The sequence below is a fragment of the Streptosporangium roseum DSM 43021 genome, from assembly GCF_000024865.1.
GTDB lineage: Bacteria > Actinomycetota > Actinomycetes > Streptosporangiales > Streptosporangiaceae > Streptosporangium > Streptosporangium roseum.
Genome location: NC_013595.1, coordinates 440,223 through 454,344, shown reverse-complemented (window position 1 = coordinate 454,344; position 14,122 = coordinate 440,223). Strand labels below are relative to the sequence as shown.

Here is a 14,122-nt window from a genome sequence, read left to right as displayed (position 1 = left end):
GCCCGGGGTATCTGAGGACATGATTCAAGGATGCTCGCCATGTGTGCCAGAACCTGACCTACATGGTCTCTAACGTGGTTCGCATGACGCCGTTTCGAATCGACATCCCGCAAGCCGACCTCGACGACCTTCGCGACAGGCTGAGCCGTACCCGATGGCCCCGGCAGCTGCCCGGTGACGGCTGGAGCCGCGGAGTGCCGGTGGACTACCTGCGGGACCTGGTCGACCACTGGGCGGGCGGATACGACTGGCGTGCCCAGGAGGCACGGCTGAACCGGTTCCCCCAGTTCGTCACCGGCATCGACGGGCTGGACGTGCACTTCCTGCATGTACGGTCCCCGGAGCCGGACGCGCTGCCGCTGATCCTCACGCACGGCTGGCCGAACTCGTTCGTCGAGTTCGTCGACCTGATCGGCCCGCTGACCGACCCTCGCGCGTACGGGGCCGACCCGGCGCACGCCTTCCACGTCGTGGTGCCGTCGGTGCCGGGCTTCGGCTTCTCCCAGGCCCCGCCTCGGACCGGGTTCACGGTCGACCGGGTGGCCCGGATGTGGGCCGAGCTGATGGCCCGCCTCGGCTACGACCGGTACGGCACCCAGGGCGGCGATCTGGGTGCCTACATCGCGCCGGCGGTGGCCGCGGCGGATCCCGAGCACGTCGTCGGCGTGCACATCGACGGCGGGTTCGGCTTCCCGACCGAGGCCGATGTGCCGGACATGAACGACGCCGAGCGCGCGGAGTGGCAGATGATGCAACAGTGGATGAGCGGCGGTGTGGACCATCACGCGCTGCTGCGGGCCGCGCCGCAGACCTTCGCGTACGCCTGGAACGACTCCCCGGTCGGGCTGCTGGCCTGGCTGATCAACAAGTTCAAGGAGTTCAGCATCACGGTGGACACGCCTGAGCAGGCCATCGACCGGGACCTGATGCTGACCAACGCCTCGCTGTACTGGTTCACCGGCACGTCGGGGTCGTCCTCGTGGCCGATGTACGACCGCGTGACCCTGGCCGAGGACGGCGGTTTCGCCTGGCCGAAGGGGCAGAACCGGGTGCCGTCCGGCGTGTACGGGGGCGGCTCCGCCCTGATGCGCCGCCTCGCCGAGCGGGACAACAAGATCGTTCACTGGCCGGAGGGGAACTCCGGCGGCCACTTCGTGGCGATGGAGGTGCCGCAGGACCACGCGGCCGACATCCGGGCGTTCTTCGGGATGTTGCGGTGACGAACCTGACGTGGGCACAGGTGTGAGCCCGGGGCCTGGAGCGGCACGCGCTCCGGGCGCCGGCACCCGCCGGGCAACTCGCCGATGTCGCCTCGGGATCTGTGGAGCGCACGCCCAGGTCGAATCGGCCGCCGGAATGTCCCTCGGGCCGGCCGGATCATGGATGCCTTCCAGGGCAAGTCGCCGCTGTGGGGGCCGCGGCCCGGCGCGGCGGCCACCGTCGTCGCAGTGCCGTGCGACGGTCCGCCGGAGGCGATTGCCCGTCGATCCGTGCCGGCACCGCGTTGAAGGGCGACGTCATCAAAGCTCCTGTTCAGGAACGCAGGCGGTCACGCCACGGGTGGGCGCCGTGCTCGGTCGCGAGGGCCTCGTCCAGCCATCGCTTCTGCGCCTCGGCCAGGCGGGGCAGGACCTGGGTGAAGTCGATCTCGTCCTTGGGACGCGGGTCTTCGGCCTTGTAGAGGAGCTGGATCTCCGGAGCGATCCGGGGGAAGCCGCCGCCGGCGGTGGCCGTGCACGATTCCAGCGGGCGGCGGATCCGTGGATCCCGGCGGTACACCCACTGGTCACCGTCGGACTCGTCGAGCATCAGCTGGAAGCGCCACGGTCCGCCCTCGCCTTCCCGGACCCAGACGTCGTGGACTCCGGGCGGCAGCGGCTCGTCCACGGGCCACGGCCGGAGCGTGCCGGGCGGGTCGGCCGCCCAGCAGTCCCAGCCCGCCAGCAGCCGCCGTACCGTCCGGTGGTCGCGGCGGAGCACCGATATGTCGACGTCCGCGTGCTCGCGGTAGGCCCTGCTGACCGCGAGCTCGATCGCGTATCCGCCGCTCACCCACCACGGCGCCGCCAGGCCGGTGAACAGCTCGACGACCTCGGCCAGCGGTGCCGGCTCCCAGGGACCCCACGGTGTCTCGGTGCGTGGCATCCCGCCATCTTCGCCGATCTCTGCGGGCGGGGTGAAGCCCGATGATCCACGGGGCTTCCGTCAGCCGCCGGGTCATCCGCGTGGCGAGCGGGACGCGCCGCGGAAACAGGCGTTCGCCTCCGGGCTGAACATCATCGCCATGGCCGACAGGACAGCCACGAGATGCACGATCCGGCTCCCGGCGAACACGAACGCCATCGCGTCGGCGTCCGCGACGGCCTGGCCGATCGAATGCCCATCAAGGAGCCACCGGACCGGTTCGATCACCAGCGAGACGGTGCCGAAGACACCGAGGGTCAGGGCGAGAGCGATGCGCGACCAGGGACGGCCCTGACGCAGGCGCACGGCCATGAAGATCGCCGCGGCGAAGACCGCCAGCCGGAGACCCAGGCCCGGGGCGAGGTCGGCGGGGGAGGCCGATCCGTCGGCCAGCACGCCGGCGACGGCCAGGGCCGCCTCGAAGGCGCCGGCGCCCACGGCGGTGAACCAGAGTGCCGACGCGGTCCTGACGGCTGCGGGAACGGCTGACGGGCGGATCGCGGACTGCGGGGCGTGCTGCGTCGACATGGAGGATCCCTCAGGTGGTGGCGGACGGTGACACCGAGTCTTCACCGCGCACCGGGCCGGATCACGCCCGTCCCCACCCTGGTTCGGGGTGGGGCGGCCCCTACCTCGGACCAGGGTGCGCGGCCCGCGTGGCGCCGGGGCGCTTCCCCGGCGGACCGGGCGGGCGTCTCTCCGAATACCACCCCCGCCAGGCCCCGTGGGATGGTTGCGCCTTATGAGCAGATCGTTGAAGATAACGCGCGTCCTCCTGGTGGCTGCTTTCGCCGCCGGCCTCACCGCCTGTTCAGGGGAGGGCGACCCGTCTGCTCCCCCCACGACCCCGGCCGCCTCCGCGTCCGCGGCCGGGGCCGAGACCGCCTCCACTCCCACGGCTCCGGCCGCCTCGGCGTCCTCGTCCGGCCCTGCGACCCCGGCCGCCTCCGCGGAGCCCACGGCGGCGGCACCGGGCGACGGGGCCGGGGACACGGGGCCCGCCCTCGACCTGATCGGCGCGCTCAGCGCGAGCCCGACGCAGCCTGGCTGGATCACCGTGCAGCTCGACGCGGGCGACTCCCAGCCGGTCATGCTCAGCCCGGAAGCGGTGGTGCTCGACCTGCGGGGAGCGATCTGCGACAAGGGCGCGGTCCCGCACAAGTGCACCGCGGCCCAGCTGGAGAAGGCGCTCAAGAAGGGCGGCGTCCCGTACGCCAAGGTGACGCTCAAGAACGGGGTGGCCGTGCGGATCGAGGAGCTCGTCCAGAAATGACGGGATGAGCCCGCCGGCCCGCGGGACCGGGCCCGGCGTGCTCCCGGAGCCCTCTCACCACGAGCTTCGGGAGACCTCTCTCTAATACGCGCCGACTCTCTAATACGCACTGGCTCTCTAATACGCGCCGGCTCTCCAATACGCGCCGGCGCCGATACCCTCGGCCACATGGGAAGACCGTCTCAGCACGACATCGACCGGCTGCTCGACGTCGCCGCCGAGCTGGTGGCCGCGGGCGGCCCGAGCACCGTCACCGTGTCGGCGGTCGCCCGCGCGGCTCGCGCCCCGAGCGGTTCGATCTACCACCGGTTCCCCGGCCGCTCCGCCATGCTCGCCGCGCTGTGGCTGCGCACCACCGAACGGTTCCAGGAGGGCTTTCTCGCGGCCCTGGCCACCGACCCGCCGGCGCGGGCGGTCCTGGACGCGGCCCGCCACGTCGTCACCTGGAGCCGCGCCCATCCGGACGAGACACAGATCCTGCTGTACGGCCCCGCCGACTTCGACGGGCCCAACTGGCCGGCCGAAGCACGCGAACGGCTGGCGCAGGGCAACGGCCGGGTCACGAGCGCCCTGCGCGACCTGGCCAGGCGCCTGGGAAGGGACGAGCCTCACGACGTGGAACGGCTCCTCCTGGCCACGGTGGACCTTCCGTACGCCACCGTCCGCCGCCACCACCGGTCCGGCGAGCCGATCCCCCCGTACGCCGAGGACCTCGTCACCGGCTGCGCCGCCGCCCTCATCGCCGACCTCCCGGAGCCGGCAGCCCCCGCCTCCGGTCGGCGCCCGCAAAAAGACCCCGGCGAATACGCTGTCGCCCAGGGGGCTGCCATGCCCCTCCAGCCCGAGTGATCCAGCCGCCTCCGCCAAGGACGGCGAGGTGATCGGAAGCCCCATTGAGCAGGCCGTCGCCTCCGGAAGCGTGCCCCTTCCCTCAGGTGAAAAGACGCGATCCTCAGTTCTTCACCCGCCTCCGCGCCACACTCGGCGACGCCTGACCGGCGGTCCCCGCCCTAACCGTTGCCTGCGGTGTCGAGCGCGGCGCCGACCTGGTCGGCGAGGGTCACCGCGACGAGTCGTGCCTGCAGGGACGGGATGGTGCCGGGGGTGGGATCGAGCATGAACCGGCCGTAGAAATGGCCGTTGCCGAACGTGCGCAGCTCGACCTCCCTGTCCGGCAGGCCCAGCCGTTCGACGTCCCAGCGTCTGCGGTCCCAGATCACCGTGCCGTCCTGTTCGAGGCGTGGGGGATGGCCGATCAGGGACCCGTACTCGAAGCGGCATCCGCGCAGGCCCAGCAGGTCGGTGAGCTGAGCCGCGACATGGTCCACCACCGTGTCGGGTGATTTCGTGGACTGGGCCAGCTCGGCGGTGTCGTGGAGCCGGGCCAGGTAGCCGGCGTCGGTGATGGCGACCAGGTGCAGGCGCCGCGCCCTGGCGGCCAGTTGTGAGACCGCCAGGCCCACGACGAGCAGCAGCACAGCGGTCTGGACGTCTGCGGACTTGGTGATGGTGAACCGCTGGTAGGGCCGGGTGAAGAAGAAGTCGAACCATACGGCGGCCGACACCGCCGCGAGCGCGCCGGCGAGGCGGTGTCCGTTGGCGGCCACCGCGACCACGGTCACGACCAGGACGAGAGCCACGTTCGTGTTGGAGAAGCTCTCGCGGAACGGCACGAGTATCGCCGAGACGACCAGCGGCACCACCACCGCGGCCACGATCGCGATACGGTCCCTGTCCAGGTAGCGAGGCATCGCTGGGCCCCCGTCCTCATACCCTGCCTGCCAAGGCCGACATATTTCCCTTACCCAGCCATCGGCCCCGCCGACCTGACGATGGAAGATCACGACACGCGCCGGAAATCACCGCGACCATCTACCCGCTCCTCATACGGCAGGCGACGGGCTGCGGGAACACGCCGGGCAGGCGCCGCGAACGCATGAAACAGCCACGAGGAAAAGCGTTTACGCGTTCTCCGCGGTCACGATGGAATTATTGATGATTTCTTGACGTCCAGCTCCGGGACCAGGAGCGACGGATGAAAAGGCGTGAAAAAGCCGTAAACATTCTTGCTGGATCAGAGCGGCCATCCCTAGCTTGAGGTGATCACACCACCCGATACGGCTATTGGCGGAAGGCGACCATGGGGGAAACCGGCAACGCGACGTCCCACGCGCACCCGAGTGAACCGGCCTGGAACGGCGGGACATCGCCTTGGGCAGGGGCGCCGTTCCGGGAGAGAGGGGAAGGAGCGGACCGGCCCCGAGGGCATACCCCCTCCCCCTGGCAGGGAGATCCCTTCACCCCGCCGCCCCCCGCGGCTCCGCACGAGGTGGAGATCGAGCGGGAGCGGTTACGCGCGATCATGGAGAGCCTCTCCGAAGCGGCCGGACCAGTGGACAAAGTGATCCAGGGCATCGTCGGACTCACCGTCGCGGAGTCGGCGTTCACGTCCTTCACCTACTCCCTGGCCGTCGCCTACAGCGAGGTCGAGGCGTTCACCCTTCAGGAGCTGAGAAGGAAGACGGAGGACACCGTCGAGATGGCGGAGATGGTGGGGGTCTCGGCCGGCAACTGGACGGGCGCGGAACACGCCGGCACCGTCAAGGCGGTCTGATGCCCGCGACGGGGTACGGCGGGCGGGGAAAAGAACGCGATGTTTGACGGCGGCGCCGAGCTGGCGAAGCTGAGCCTGCAGGTCGGGACCGGAGCCGCGCTGACCCTTTCCGCTCTGGGAGCACCGGGGGCGTGGCCGTTCGTCGCCAAGATGTACGTCCACCAGTACAGCCCCGATGCCTTCTGGGAGGGGGCCGAGGTCTGGAGCGGGGTCGCCGCGGACGTGCGGGCCGCCAGGGAGCGGATCGGCGACCTCGTCGCCGGCGTCTCCGGGAACGGCTGGAGGAGCCAGGACGGAAGGGCCTTCCAGCGCCGGATGGACGCCTTCCTCGACGAGCTGCTGAGCATCGAGATCCGCGCCTCCCTCGTCGCCGCGGTCCTCTACATGTCGGCCGTCGCGCTGGCTGCCATGATCATGTTCGTGTGGCTCGTCGCGGCGGCCATGGCGGCGATCGCGGCCTGGGTTCTTCTGGCCGCCGTCTCTCCGCTCAGCGTCGCGAGCGCGCGAATCCTGGCGCTGAACGTGTTGATGAAAATGTTCAGCGGGTTCGAGGCGGTCGAATCCGGGCTCGACACCCTGCTCCACACCTGCGCCGGACTTCTCGGAGCCACCATCGCGGGCGACGTCTTCGTCGAGGCCGTGAACGGCGATCACAGCGCGGTGACCGACTTCGCCCAGGCCACCGTCTCCCAGGGGCCCCTGCTGATCTGGGGCACCGCGAACAGGGCGGAGCGGGACCTCACCGCCCACGGCATCGACGGAAGGTTCCCCGGCGGCGGTTTCTGGGGCGACAGGGCGGGCTCGCGCGCGGGCCTGCCGCTGCCGCCCGGACTCACGCAGTTCGCGGGGGTCAAGGGTGTCAGCGACGTCTCCGGTGGCCGGCAGACGGTCACGGGCCCCCATGTTCCGGAGCAGGACCCGGACGGCTCCTACGACTATCCCTGGGAATGAATATGGAAGATTTCAAGCGGGCCCTGGGTTTCGATCCGGAGAAGACGGCGCGTGACGCGCACCGTTTCTTCGATCGGGTACAGGAGCTGCACAGGGCCGCCGGCGACCTCACCGCCCGCGCGGAATCCGATGACCGCCGCGTCTCGGTCGAATATTCCAGCTCCGGAGGCCTCCGGAGAATCGACATCGATCCGCGGGCGATGCGCATGCCCTCGGGCGAGCTCGCGGAGACAATCCTGGAGCTCGTCCACCGAGCTCAGCGCGACGTCGAGGTCCAGGCGGGGGAGCGGGCGGCCGAGGTCCTGGAGGCGGACAACCGCCTGATCACCGACCGGCAGACGGCCGGTGACCGGCTGCGCGACGCGACCGGGACGCTCCAGGAGAACCTGCGGGCCGCCACCGAGACGATAGAGAGACTCCGCGGCATGATCCGCCGCTGACCGGACACGGCGGAGGTCTGACACCGGTCCGCCTCCCCGCCCGAAGTCGGCTGCGGGGGCTTCTGAACGCGCGCCGCACATCCCGTGACGCCTGTTTCCGCCATACGAGAGGGGTGGCGCCGGGACGGGCATCAAGAAAGCGCATGAATCAATGTCCGGCCCGTATGAGCCTCATATCGACGGCCGTTTCCAGAGGCAGCCGTGTCCAACACTGAAAGCACCGACCTCAGGAGGAGACATGGCGGTGCGCATTCGCGACCACGGCGACCCCTCGGACACCAGGAACCGCCTGGGAAGCGGGATGGAGCAGTTCCACCACCCCCGGCCCGTGTGCACCGGAGTGGGGAACGGGCTCCGTCCGACCCCGCAGCGCGTGCGGTTGCTGGCCGGCCTCACCGGACGCGTCCTGGAGATCGGCGCCGGCGACGGGATCAAGCTCACCTGTTTCCCTACCGGTCTCGACGAGATCGTCCTCGTCGAACCGGACCCTTTCCTCCGCGCGGCGGCTCAGACGCCTGCAGCCGGGGTCTCGACGCCGGTGCGCATACTCGACGGGACCCCGACGCGTCTGCCGGTCCCGGACGCGTCCTGTGACGCCGTCATCTGCTCGCTGGTGCTGTGCTGCGTGGTCCGGCCCGAGGCGACGCTGTCGGAGGTGAGACGGGTCCTCCGGCCGGGGGGCGAGCTGCGTTTCTACGAGCATCAGCGTTCGGGCAGTCCGGTTGTCTCACTGATCGAGGTCATGGCCGGCCCGCTCTGGGCGCGTGTCTGCGGCGGCTGCCGCCCCGCCAGCGACGTCGTCACCGCCATCGGCCGGGCGGGCTTCGGCATCGAGCGCCTCGACCGCGTCCCCTTCCGGCGTGTCAGCCACGTCCTCGGTGTCGCCCGCCCCGCGTGAGGGCCGCCCGCCTCGAGCGAAGGGAGGCTGCCCGACGGTGAGGCCGTGTCCGCCGGGGATCCGGCGCACAGGCGGGAACCGCCCTCGTCAATGGGGCGTCAGCTCTTCCGCCATCCGCGTCTGTATCCCGTAATGATCGGCCCGGCGGCTCCGGCACGGACCTAACGTCCCTGTTGTGCGAGTTTTCACCAGGAGGAAGTCATGTCGGAAGCTCCGTTGTACGTCCCGGTCCGTGAAGGCGCCTTCATATCGTTGCGCCTGTTCAAGACCGCTTCCGGCAAACCGGCGGCGGTGGCCTTCTCCTCACCGGCGCGCCTGGCCAGGGTGCTCGGCGCCGACCAGCGTTGGATCCGGCTCAGCGAGCCCGCCCTCCGGAGCATGATCGGAGATCTGACCGGCGTCGGCGTCGCGATCGACCCCGCGGGGACCATGACCCGACTGTCCTCCCAGGTGGCGTGATGTGCGTTCTTGAGCAATCCCTGGAGTCGCAGATGCCTTCCGTCACAGTGACCGCCCGCGGGCCCTGGTCGGCGACCACGCGCTTCGAGGCCGACGGCGACGCCACGGCCGGAGGCGTTTCCCTCGTGGAGATCTCCACCCGCTTCGGCACACCGGCCTACGTCCTGGACGAGACGGATGTCCGCGAGCGGTGCCGGGCCTACCGGGCCGCCCTGCCGGATGCCGAGATCGCCTATGCGGCCAAGGCGTTCCTCTGCCGGGCGATGGCCGGCTGGGTCCGCGAGGAGGGTCTCGGCCTGGATGTGTGCTCGGGTGGCGAGCTGACCTTCGCCTGCTCGATCGGGTTCCCCGCCGATCGCATCATCTTCCACGGCAACGCCAAGACTCCCCAGGAACTGCGTGGAGCCGTCGCGGCGGGTGTCGGACGCATCGTGGTGGACAATCTCGCCGAGATCAACCGGCTGGCCGCGCTCATCCCCGCGGGCCGCCGGCAGAAGGTGCTGCTCAGAGTCATACCCGACATCGAGGGCGGGGCGCACGAGGCGACCCGCACCGGCGGCGAGGACCAGAAGTTCGGTCTGTCCGTCGCGACCGGAGCGGCCGGACAGGCCGTGACCCGCGTCCTCGGACAGCCCAGCCTGAAACTGGCCGGGCTCCACTGCGAGGCCGGGGACACCATCGCCGAGGATGTGGAGCTCCCGGCGGACATCCGGCCGGGCGACGTGATCGTCGTGGCCGCCACCGGCGCCTACCACCACTCGATGGCCTCCACCTACAACATGACCGCCCGCCCGTCGTCGCCGTCGCCGGCGGGCAGGCAAGGCTGGTAGTCCGCCGTGAGGAGCCGGAGGACCTGACGCGCAGGGACGTCGGCCTGTAGCGGCGACCGCCGGGTGAGGCGCGGGGATTCGGTAACTCCCCGCGCCTCACCGTGCCTGGCCTGGAAACGGCGCCACCCGCGGCGACCGCTGAGGTGGCGGGAGAGGCGGCGGCGAGCTGTTTCGACGGTTCCGCACGGGCCGGCGTCCGGGATCACCGCTCCAGGTCCGTCTGCGCCCGCCATTCCCGGTCCCATCCCGCCATGGCATGACGTGCGATCCACACCCTCCTTCCCGACTCGGCCAGCAGCATGACCGACCAGGTGGCACCGGCCGCGAAAAGCCCCAGGAGCAGGGGGCTGACGATGAACCCGGCCGGGCCGAGGGGCGGAGGGGCGGGTCTGCCGCCGCCGTCGATCCAGATCCGTACGCGCGCCTCCTCCGTCTGGTCCCCCCGCAGCCGGGTCGTACCGGTATGCCGGACGCCGCTCCCGTCGACCCAGGCGACCTCGGCCCTCGTGCCCGCCCGGCGCGATATGGCGGGAGAACGATCGTCGATCGAGAGGACCTGAGCGGTGATCTGGCGGTGGCTCGCGAAGTAGGCGTCCGCGTCGCTCGTGAGGGCACGATAGGCGGTGAGCGCCACGGCACAGCCCACGACGGAGGCGAAGACGACCATCGCGGCCAACGTTCTGTCACGCCGTCTCGCCGGGAGTCCTCGCCCTCCCCCGGCCCCCGAGGCCCAGAACCACTGCCCGGTGCTCCGCAGAGTCACGCCGCACCGGCCGTGCGAGTTCCGCCACGGAAGCGCATGCGGCACACCACCGTGTCGATACGGCGGGCGTCCGGCCCGCCCTCCGGACGGGCGACGTCGACGGCCACGCCCCTGTCACCGAGTGACAGCGCCGCGATCAGGGCCTCGCGGGCGAGCCGGTTGACCGCGCGCACCGGGACCACCACGGCGAGCGCGGCCAGGCCGACGGTCACGGTCAGCCGGCGCCTGTCACCGGTATCGGGGGGCTCCGCCGCAGCCGGGGCGGGGGCGGGGGCGGGGGTCAGCACTGCGGACATCACGTTCTCCTGTGAGGGGATATATCCCAATCGTCACCCCGCGAAGAGTCCATCACGGCACCTTCATACGGGACCTTGACGGCCATGAGCGATATTCCTACGCCGCCCTGACCCGTACCGCCCCGGCCGCGCGGTTTCGACGCCTCCCGTACGGACGTCCCCGCGCCTCCTGTACGGACGTCGGGGCAGGTCTCAGGGATGGAAGCGGTACCCCATGCCCGGTTCGGTCAGCAGGTGCACCGGGTGGGCGGGATCCCGCTCCAGTTTCTTGCGCATCTGGGTCATGTACTGGCGCAGGTAATGGGTCTCCTTGAGGTACTTCGCTCCCCAGACCTCGGTCAGCAGCCGGCGCTGGCTGATCAGCTTGCCGGGGTTGCGCAGCAGGATCTCCAGCAGGTGCCACTCCGTGGGCGTCAGCCGTACACCGCCGGAGACGGTCTTGCCGACCAGATCGACGACATGGTCGCCGATGCGGATCCGGGCGAGTTCGGAGTCGTGGAGCGCGGTCCGCCGGGTCACCGCACGGATGCGGGCGAGCAGCTCGTCGATGTTGAACGGCTTGGTGACGTAGTCGTCGGCGCCCGCGTCGAGCGCGTCCACCTTGTCCGCGCCACCGGCTCGGCCGGAGAGCACCACGATGGGGATCGAGGTCCAGCCCCGTAGCCCGTGGATGACGTCGACCCCGTCGATGTCGGGCAGGCCCAGGTCGAGTATGACCAGGTCGGGGCGCCAGTCGGCCGCCTCGCGCAGTGCCGCGCCGCCGTCGGCGGCCACCGCGACCTCGTAGTGCCGGGCGAGCAGGTTGATCCGTAGCGCGCGCAGGATCTGGGGCTCGTCGTCGACGACGAGGACGCGGGTCATGCTCTCTCCACGGCGGGCAGGCCGTCCGCTCGCGAGGAGACGGGCAGTGTCAGGATCATCGTGAGACCTCCCCCTGGCGTTTCCTCCGGTGTGAGGGTGCCGCCCATGGCCTCGGCGAGCCCCCGGGAGAGCGCCAGGCCGAGGCCGACCCCGGTGTGGTTGTCGCGGTCGCCGAGCCGCTGGAAGGGCATGAAGACGCGGTCGTGCGCCTCGGCGGGGATGCCGGGGCCGCGGTCGACGACGCGGATCTCGACATAATCGCCGTGCCTGCTCCCCGCGACGAGGGCCTTCCGGCCGGCCGGGCTGTAGCGCACGGCGTTGGACATGACGTTGACCAGGATCCGCTCCAGCAGCACCGGATCGGCGACGACCTCGGGGAGATCCACGGACACGTCGCCCTCGACGCGGTCGCGGAGCGGGCCGAGGTCGTCGATCGAGCGCGGGATGACCTCTTCGAGCGCGACCGGCTGCAGGGCCAGGCCGAGCACGCCGGCCTGCAGGCGGCTCATGTCGAGCAGGTTGGCGACCAGCCGGTCGAGCTTGACCAGGGATTCGTCGGCGGTGGCCAGCAGCTCCTCGCGGTCCTCCGCGCTCCATTCGATCTCGGTGCCGCGCAGGCTCTCGACGGCGAGCCTGGCCGAGGCGAGCGGGGTGCGCAGGTCGTGGCTGACGGCGGCGAGCAGGGCGGTGCGCATCCTGTCGGTCTCGGCCAGCGGCCCGGCGAGGTCGGCCTCGCGGCGCAGGCGCTCCTGGCGCAGCGCCACGGCCGCCTCGGCGGCGAACGCCTCCAGCACCCGCCGGTCGGAGGCCTCCAGCAGCCTGCCCCGTACCGCGAGCACCAGCTGCTCGTCGATGACCACGTCGGCGTCGGCCGTGCCGGGGCAGGTGCAGGGAGTGGCGCCGGCGGTGGCGACGATCCGCCACGCCTCGGGGTCCGACTGGTCGTCCGGGACGGGCCCGTCGATCCGTTCCAGCAGCGTGACCGAGGTCAGGGCGAAGGTCTCGCGCAGCCGCGCCAGCAGGGACGGCAGCGCCGACTCGCCGCGCAGCACGTGGCCGGCCAGGGTGGACAGCACCTCGGCGTCCGCGCTCGCCCGCGCCGCCTCCCTCGTACGGCGGGCCGCCACGTCGACGATGCCGCTCACCATGATGGCCACCAGGACGAAGACGACGAGGGCGAAGAGGTTCTCGGGATCGTAGATCGTCAGGGTGTGGACGGGGGGCGTGAAGAAGTAGTTCAGCAGCAGGGAACCGCCGACCGCCGCGGTGACGGCCGGCCACATGCCCCCGATGAGGGCCACGCCGACGACCACGAGCAGGAAGAACAGGATCTCGCTGGGCAGCGTCAGGGTCTCCCTGAACGGGAGGAGCACGCCGGTGAGCGTCGGCAGCCCGGCGCCGGCGACGGCCCATCCGGCCAGCCTGCGCGTACGGGTCAGCGCGGCCCGGGACGGTGGAGGACGGCGTCCCTTCTGCGCCTCGCCGTGCGTGATCATGTGGACGTCGATGGAGCCGGACAGCGCGGTCGTCGTGACCCCCACGCCCCGGGAGAGGATCTGGGCGAACCGGCCGCGCCTGGAGGCGCCCAGCACGAGCTGGGTGGCGTTGACCCCCCGGGCGAAGTCGAGCAGTGCCCTCGGGACGTCGTCGCCGACGACCTGGTGATAGGTGCCGCCCAGGCTCTCGGCCAGCACGCGCTGGCGGGCGAGGTTGACCGGGTCTCCTCCGGCCAGGCCGTCGGCCCTGGTGACGTGGACGGCCAGCAGGTCGGCGCCCTTGGACCTGGCCGCGATGCGCGCGGCCCGCCGGATCAGCGTGTCGCCCTCGGGACCGCCGGTCAGCGCGACCACGACGCGCTCCCGGGCCTCCCAGGTCCCCTCGATGCCGTGCTCGGCGCGGTAGCGGTCGAGCTGCTCGTCGACCTTCCCGGCGACCCAGAGCAGGGCCAGCTCGCGCAGCGCGGTCAGGTTGCCCACCCGGAAGTAGTTGGACAGCGCCGCGTCGACCTTCTCCGGAGCGTACACGTTGCCGTGCGCCAGCCTCCGGCGCAGCGCCTCGGGCGACATGTCGACCAGCTCGACCTGATCCGCCCGCCGTACCACCTCGTCGGGCACGGTCTCGCGCTGCGGCACGCCGGTGATCTGCCGGACGACGTCGTTGAGCGACTCCAGGTGCTGGATGTTGACGGTGGAGACGACGTCGATGCCGGCGTCGAGGATCTCCTCGACGTCCTGCCAGCGCTTGGCGTTCCGGGAGCCGGGCACGTTGGTGTGCGCCAGCTCGTCGATCAGGGCGATCCGGGGAGCGCGGGCGATGACCGCGTCCACGTCGAGCTCGGTGAAGGCGGCCTCCCGGTGGATCACGGTCCGGCGGGGGACGACCTCCATGCCGTCGATCAGCTCGGCGGTGCGGGGGCGGCCGTGGGTCTCGACGAGACCCACGACCACGTCCCTGCCGCGCGCCAGCCGGCGGTGTCCTTCGCCGAGCATCGCGAAGGTCTTGCCGACCCCCGGTGCCGCGCCCAGGTAGACGCGCAGCCGCCCGCGTGGCACG

General features: G+C 71.2%; 16 protein-coding genes. 9 read left to right on the top strand and 7 right to left on the bottom strand.

Features of this window, described 5'->3' with window-relative positions; all coding sequences use genetic code 11:
* Nucleotides 1–83 precede the first annotated feature (83 nt).
* Nucleotides 84–1,220 (top strand): epoxide hydrolase family protein, encoded by a 1,137-nt coding sequence (locus SROS_RS02115; RefSeq protein WP_012887224.1) that lies wholly within the window; start codon nt 84–86, stop codon nt 1,218–1,220.
* A gap of 313 nt (nt 1,221–1,533) precedes the next feature.
* On the opposite strand, the gene SROS_RS02110 is transcribed toward SROS_RS02115, so the two are convergent.
* Entirely contained in the window at nt 1,534–2,145 is a 612-nt protein-coding gene (locus tag SROS_RS02110) for a nucleotidyltransferase domain-containing protein (RefSeq protein WP_012887223.1), read from the bottom strand.
* Nucleotides 2,146–2,217: 72 nt separating this feature from the next.
* Nucleotides 2,218–2,712 (bottom strand): hypothetical protein, encoded by a 495-nt coding sequence (locus SROS_RS02105; protein WP_012887222.1) that lies wholly within the window; start codon nt 2,710–2,712, stop codon nt 2,218–2,220.
* Nucleotides 2,713–2,926: 214 nt separating this feature from the next.
* Here SROS_RS02105 and SROS_RS49125 point away from each other — a divergent pair, with 214 nt between their 5' ends.
* On the top strand, nt 2,927–3,457 hold the full coding sequence (locus SROS_RS49125) for a hypothetical protein (RefSeq protein WP_012887221.1): 531 nt from the start codon (nt 2,927–2,929) through the stop codon (nt 3,455–3,457).
* Between the two features lie 168 nt (nt 3,458–3,625).
* Nucleotides 3,626–4,306 (top strand): TetR/AcrR family transcriptional regulator, encoded by a 681-nt coding sequence (locus SROS_RS02095; RefSeq protein ID WP_012887220.1) that lies wholly within the window; start codon nt 3,626–3,628, stop codon nt 4,304–4,306.
* 161 nt (nt 4,307–4,467) lie between these two features.
* On the opposite strand, the gene SROS_RS02090 is transcribed toward SROS_RS02095, so the two are convergent.
* Nucleotides 4,468–5,208 carry a DUF4118 domain-containing protein gene (locus SROS_RS02090; protein WP_012887219.1) on the bottom strand — a complete coding sequence of 247 codons (741 nt, stop codon included), beginning with the start codon at nt 5,206–5,208 and terminating at the stop codon, nt 4,468–4,470.
* Nucleotides 5,209–5,786: 578 nt separating this feature from the next.
* Between SROS_RS02090 and SROS_RS02085 the strand changes: the two genes are divergently transcribed.
* The 6 genes from SROS_RS02085 to SROS_RS02060 all read left to right on the top strand — a co-directional run bounded on the left by SROS_RS02085 (nt 5,787) and on the right by SROS_RS02060 (nt 9,649).
* Entirely contained in the window at nt 5,787–6,071 is a 285-nt protein-coding gene (locus SROS_RS02085) for a hypothetical protein (RefSeq protein WP_043651156.1), read from the top strand.
* A gap of 39 nt (nt 6,072–6,110) precedes the next feature.
* Nucleotides 6,111–7,022: a hypothetical protein gene (locus SROS_RS02080; RefSeq protein WP_012887217.1), complete on the top strand. Its 912-nt coding sequence runs from the start codon at nt 6,111–6,113 to the stop codon at nt 7,020–7,022.
* A 2-nt stretch (nt 7,023–7,024) separates the two neighbouring features.
* Nucleotides 7,025–7,462 (top strand): YbaB/EbfC family nucleoid-associated protein, encoded by a 438-nt coding sequence (locus SROS_RS45610; RefSeq protein WP_012887216.1) that lies wholly within the window; start codon nt 7,025–7,027, stop codon nt 7,460–7,462.
* A 238-nt stretch (nt 7,463–7,700) separates the two neighbouring features.
* A complete protein-coding gene (locus tag SROS_RS02070; RefSeq protein ID WP_012887215.1) occupies nt 7,701–8,360 on the top strand; it encodes a class I SAM-dependent methyltransferase in 660 nt (219 codons plus the stop codon).
* Nucleotides 8,361–8,561: 201 nt separating this feature from the next.
* A complete protein-coding gene (locus SROS_RS02065) occupies nt 8,562–8,819 on the top strand; it encodes an SAV_915 family protein (RefSeq protein WP_012887214.1) in 258 nt (85 codons plus the stop codon).
* Nucleotides 8,820–8,851: 32 nt separating this feature from the next.
* Nucleotides 8,852–9,649, top strand: coding sequence for a diaminopimelate decarboxylase family protein (locus tag SROS_RS02060; RefSeq protein WP_218919800.1), 798 nt, complete (start codon nt 8,852–8,854; stop codon nt 9,647–9,649).
* A gap of 202 nt (nt 9,650–9,851) precedes the next feature.
* Here the strand turns inward: SROS_RS02060 and SROS_RS02055 are convergent, their stop codons facing one another.
* The 4 genes from SROS_RS02055 to SROS_RS02040 form a co-directional block, all read right to left on the bottom strand.
* Nucleotides 9,852–10,316, bottom strand: coding sequence for an Rv1733c family protein (locus tag SROS_RS02055; RefSeq protein ID WP_148268918.1), 465 nt, complete (start codon nt 10,314–10,316; stop codon nt 9,852–9,854).
* A gap of 92 nt (nt 10,317–10,408) precedes the next feature.
* Nucleotides 10,409–10,708 (bottom strand): hypothetical protein, encoded by a 300-nt coding sequence (locus tag SROS_RS02050; protein WP_012887211.1) that lies wholly within the window; start codon nt 10,706–10,708, stop codon nt 10,409–10,411.
* Nucleotides 10,709–10,900: 192 nt separating this feature from the next.
* Entirely contained in the window at nt 10,901–11,569 is a 669-nt protein-coding gene (locus SROS_RS02045) for a response regulator (RefSeq protein WP_012887210.1), read from the bottom strand.
* Nucleotides 11,566–14,121, bottom strand: a complete 2,556-nt coding sequence (locus SROS_RS02040; RefSeq protein ID WP_012887209.1) for a sensor histidine kinase — start codon at nt 14,119–14,121, stop codon at nt 11,566–11,568. Before SROS_RS02040 ends, SROS_RS02045 begins: the two co-directional genes overlap by 4 nt.
* Nucleotide 14,122 lies beyond the last annotated feature (1 nt).

Bases quoted from the DNA above. Each gene is read 5' to 3' on its own strand.
- SROS_RS02080 (WP_012887217.1), top strand. From the start codon at position 6,111: ATGTTTGACGGCGGCGCCGAGCTGGCGAAGCTGAGCCTGCAGGTCGGG.
- SROS_RS49125 (WP_012887221.1), top strand. From the start codon at position 2,927: ATGAGCAGATCGTTGAAGATAACGCGCGTCCTCCTGGTGGCTGCTTTC.
- SROS_RS02070 (WP_012887215.1), top strand. From the start codon at position 7,701: ATGGCGGTGCGCATTCGCGACCACGGCGACCCCTCGGACACCAGGAAC.
- SROS_RS02060 (WP_218919800.1), top strand. From the start codon at position 8,852: ATGCCTTCCGTCACAGTGACCGCCCGCGGGCCCTGGTCGGCGACCACG.
- SROS_RS45610 (WP_012887216.1), top strand. From the start codon at position 7,025: ATGGAAGATTTCAAGCGGGCCCTGGGTTTCGATCCGGAGAAGACGGCG.
- SROS_RS02045 (WP_012887210.1), bottom strand. From the start codon at position 11,569: ATGACCCGCGTCCTCGTCGTCGACGACGAGCCCCAGATCCTGCGCGCG.
- SROS_RS02115 (WP_012887224.1), top strand. From the start codon at position 84: ATGACGCCGTTTCGAATCGACATCCCGCAAGCCGACCTCGACGACCTT.
- SROS_RS02050 (WP_012887211.1), bottom strand. From the start codon at position 10,708: ATGTCCGCAGTGCTGACCCCCGCCCCCGCCCCCGCCCCGGCTGCGGCG.
- SROS_RS02055 (WP_148268918.1), bottom strand. From the start codon at position 10,316: ATGGTCGTCTTCGCCTCCGTCGTGGGCTGTGCCGTGGCGCTCACCGCC.
- SROS_RS02065 (WP_012887214.1), top strand. From the start codon at position 8,562: ATGTCGGAAGCTCCGTTGTACGTCCCGGTCCGTGAAGGCGCCTTCATA.
- SROS_RS02110 (WP_012887223.1), bottom strand. From the start codon at position 2,145: ATGCCACGCACCGAGACACCGTGGGGTCCCTGGGAGCCGGCACCGCTG.
- SROS_RS02105 (WP_012887222.1), bottom strand. From the start codon at position 2,712: ATGTCGACGCAGCACGCCCCGCAGTCCGCGATCCGCCCGTCAGCCGTT.
- SROS_RS02090 (WP_012887219.1), bottom strand. From the start codon at position 5,208: ATGCCTCGCTACCTGGACAGGGACCGTATCGCGATCGTGGCCGCGGTG.
- SROS_RS02095 (WP_012887220.1), top strand. From the start codon at position 3,626: ATGGGAAGACCGTCTCAGCACGACATCGACCGGCTGCTCGACGTCGCC.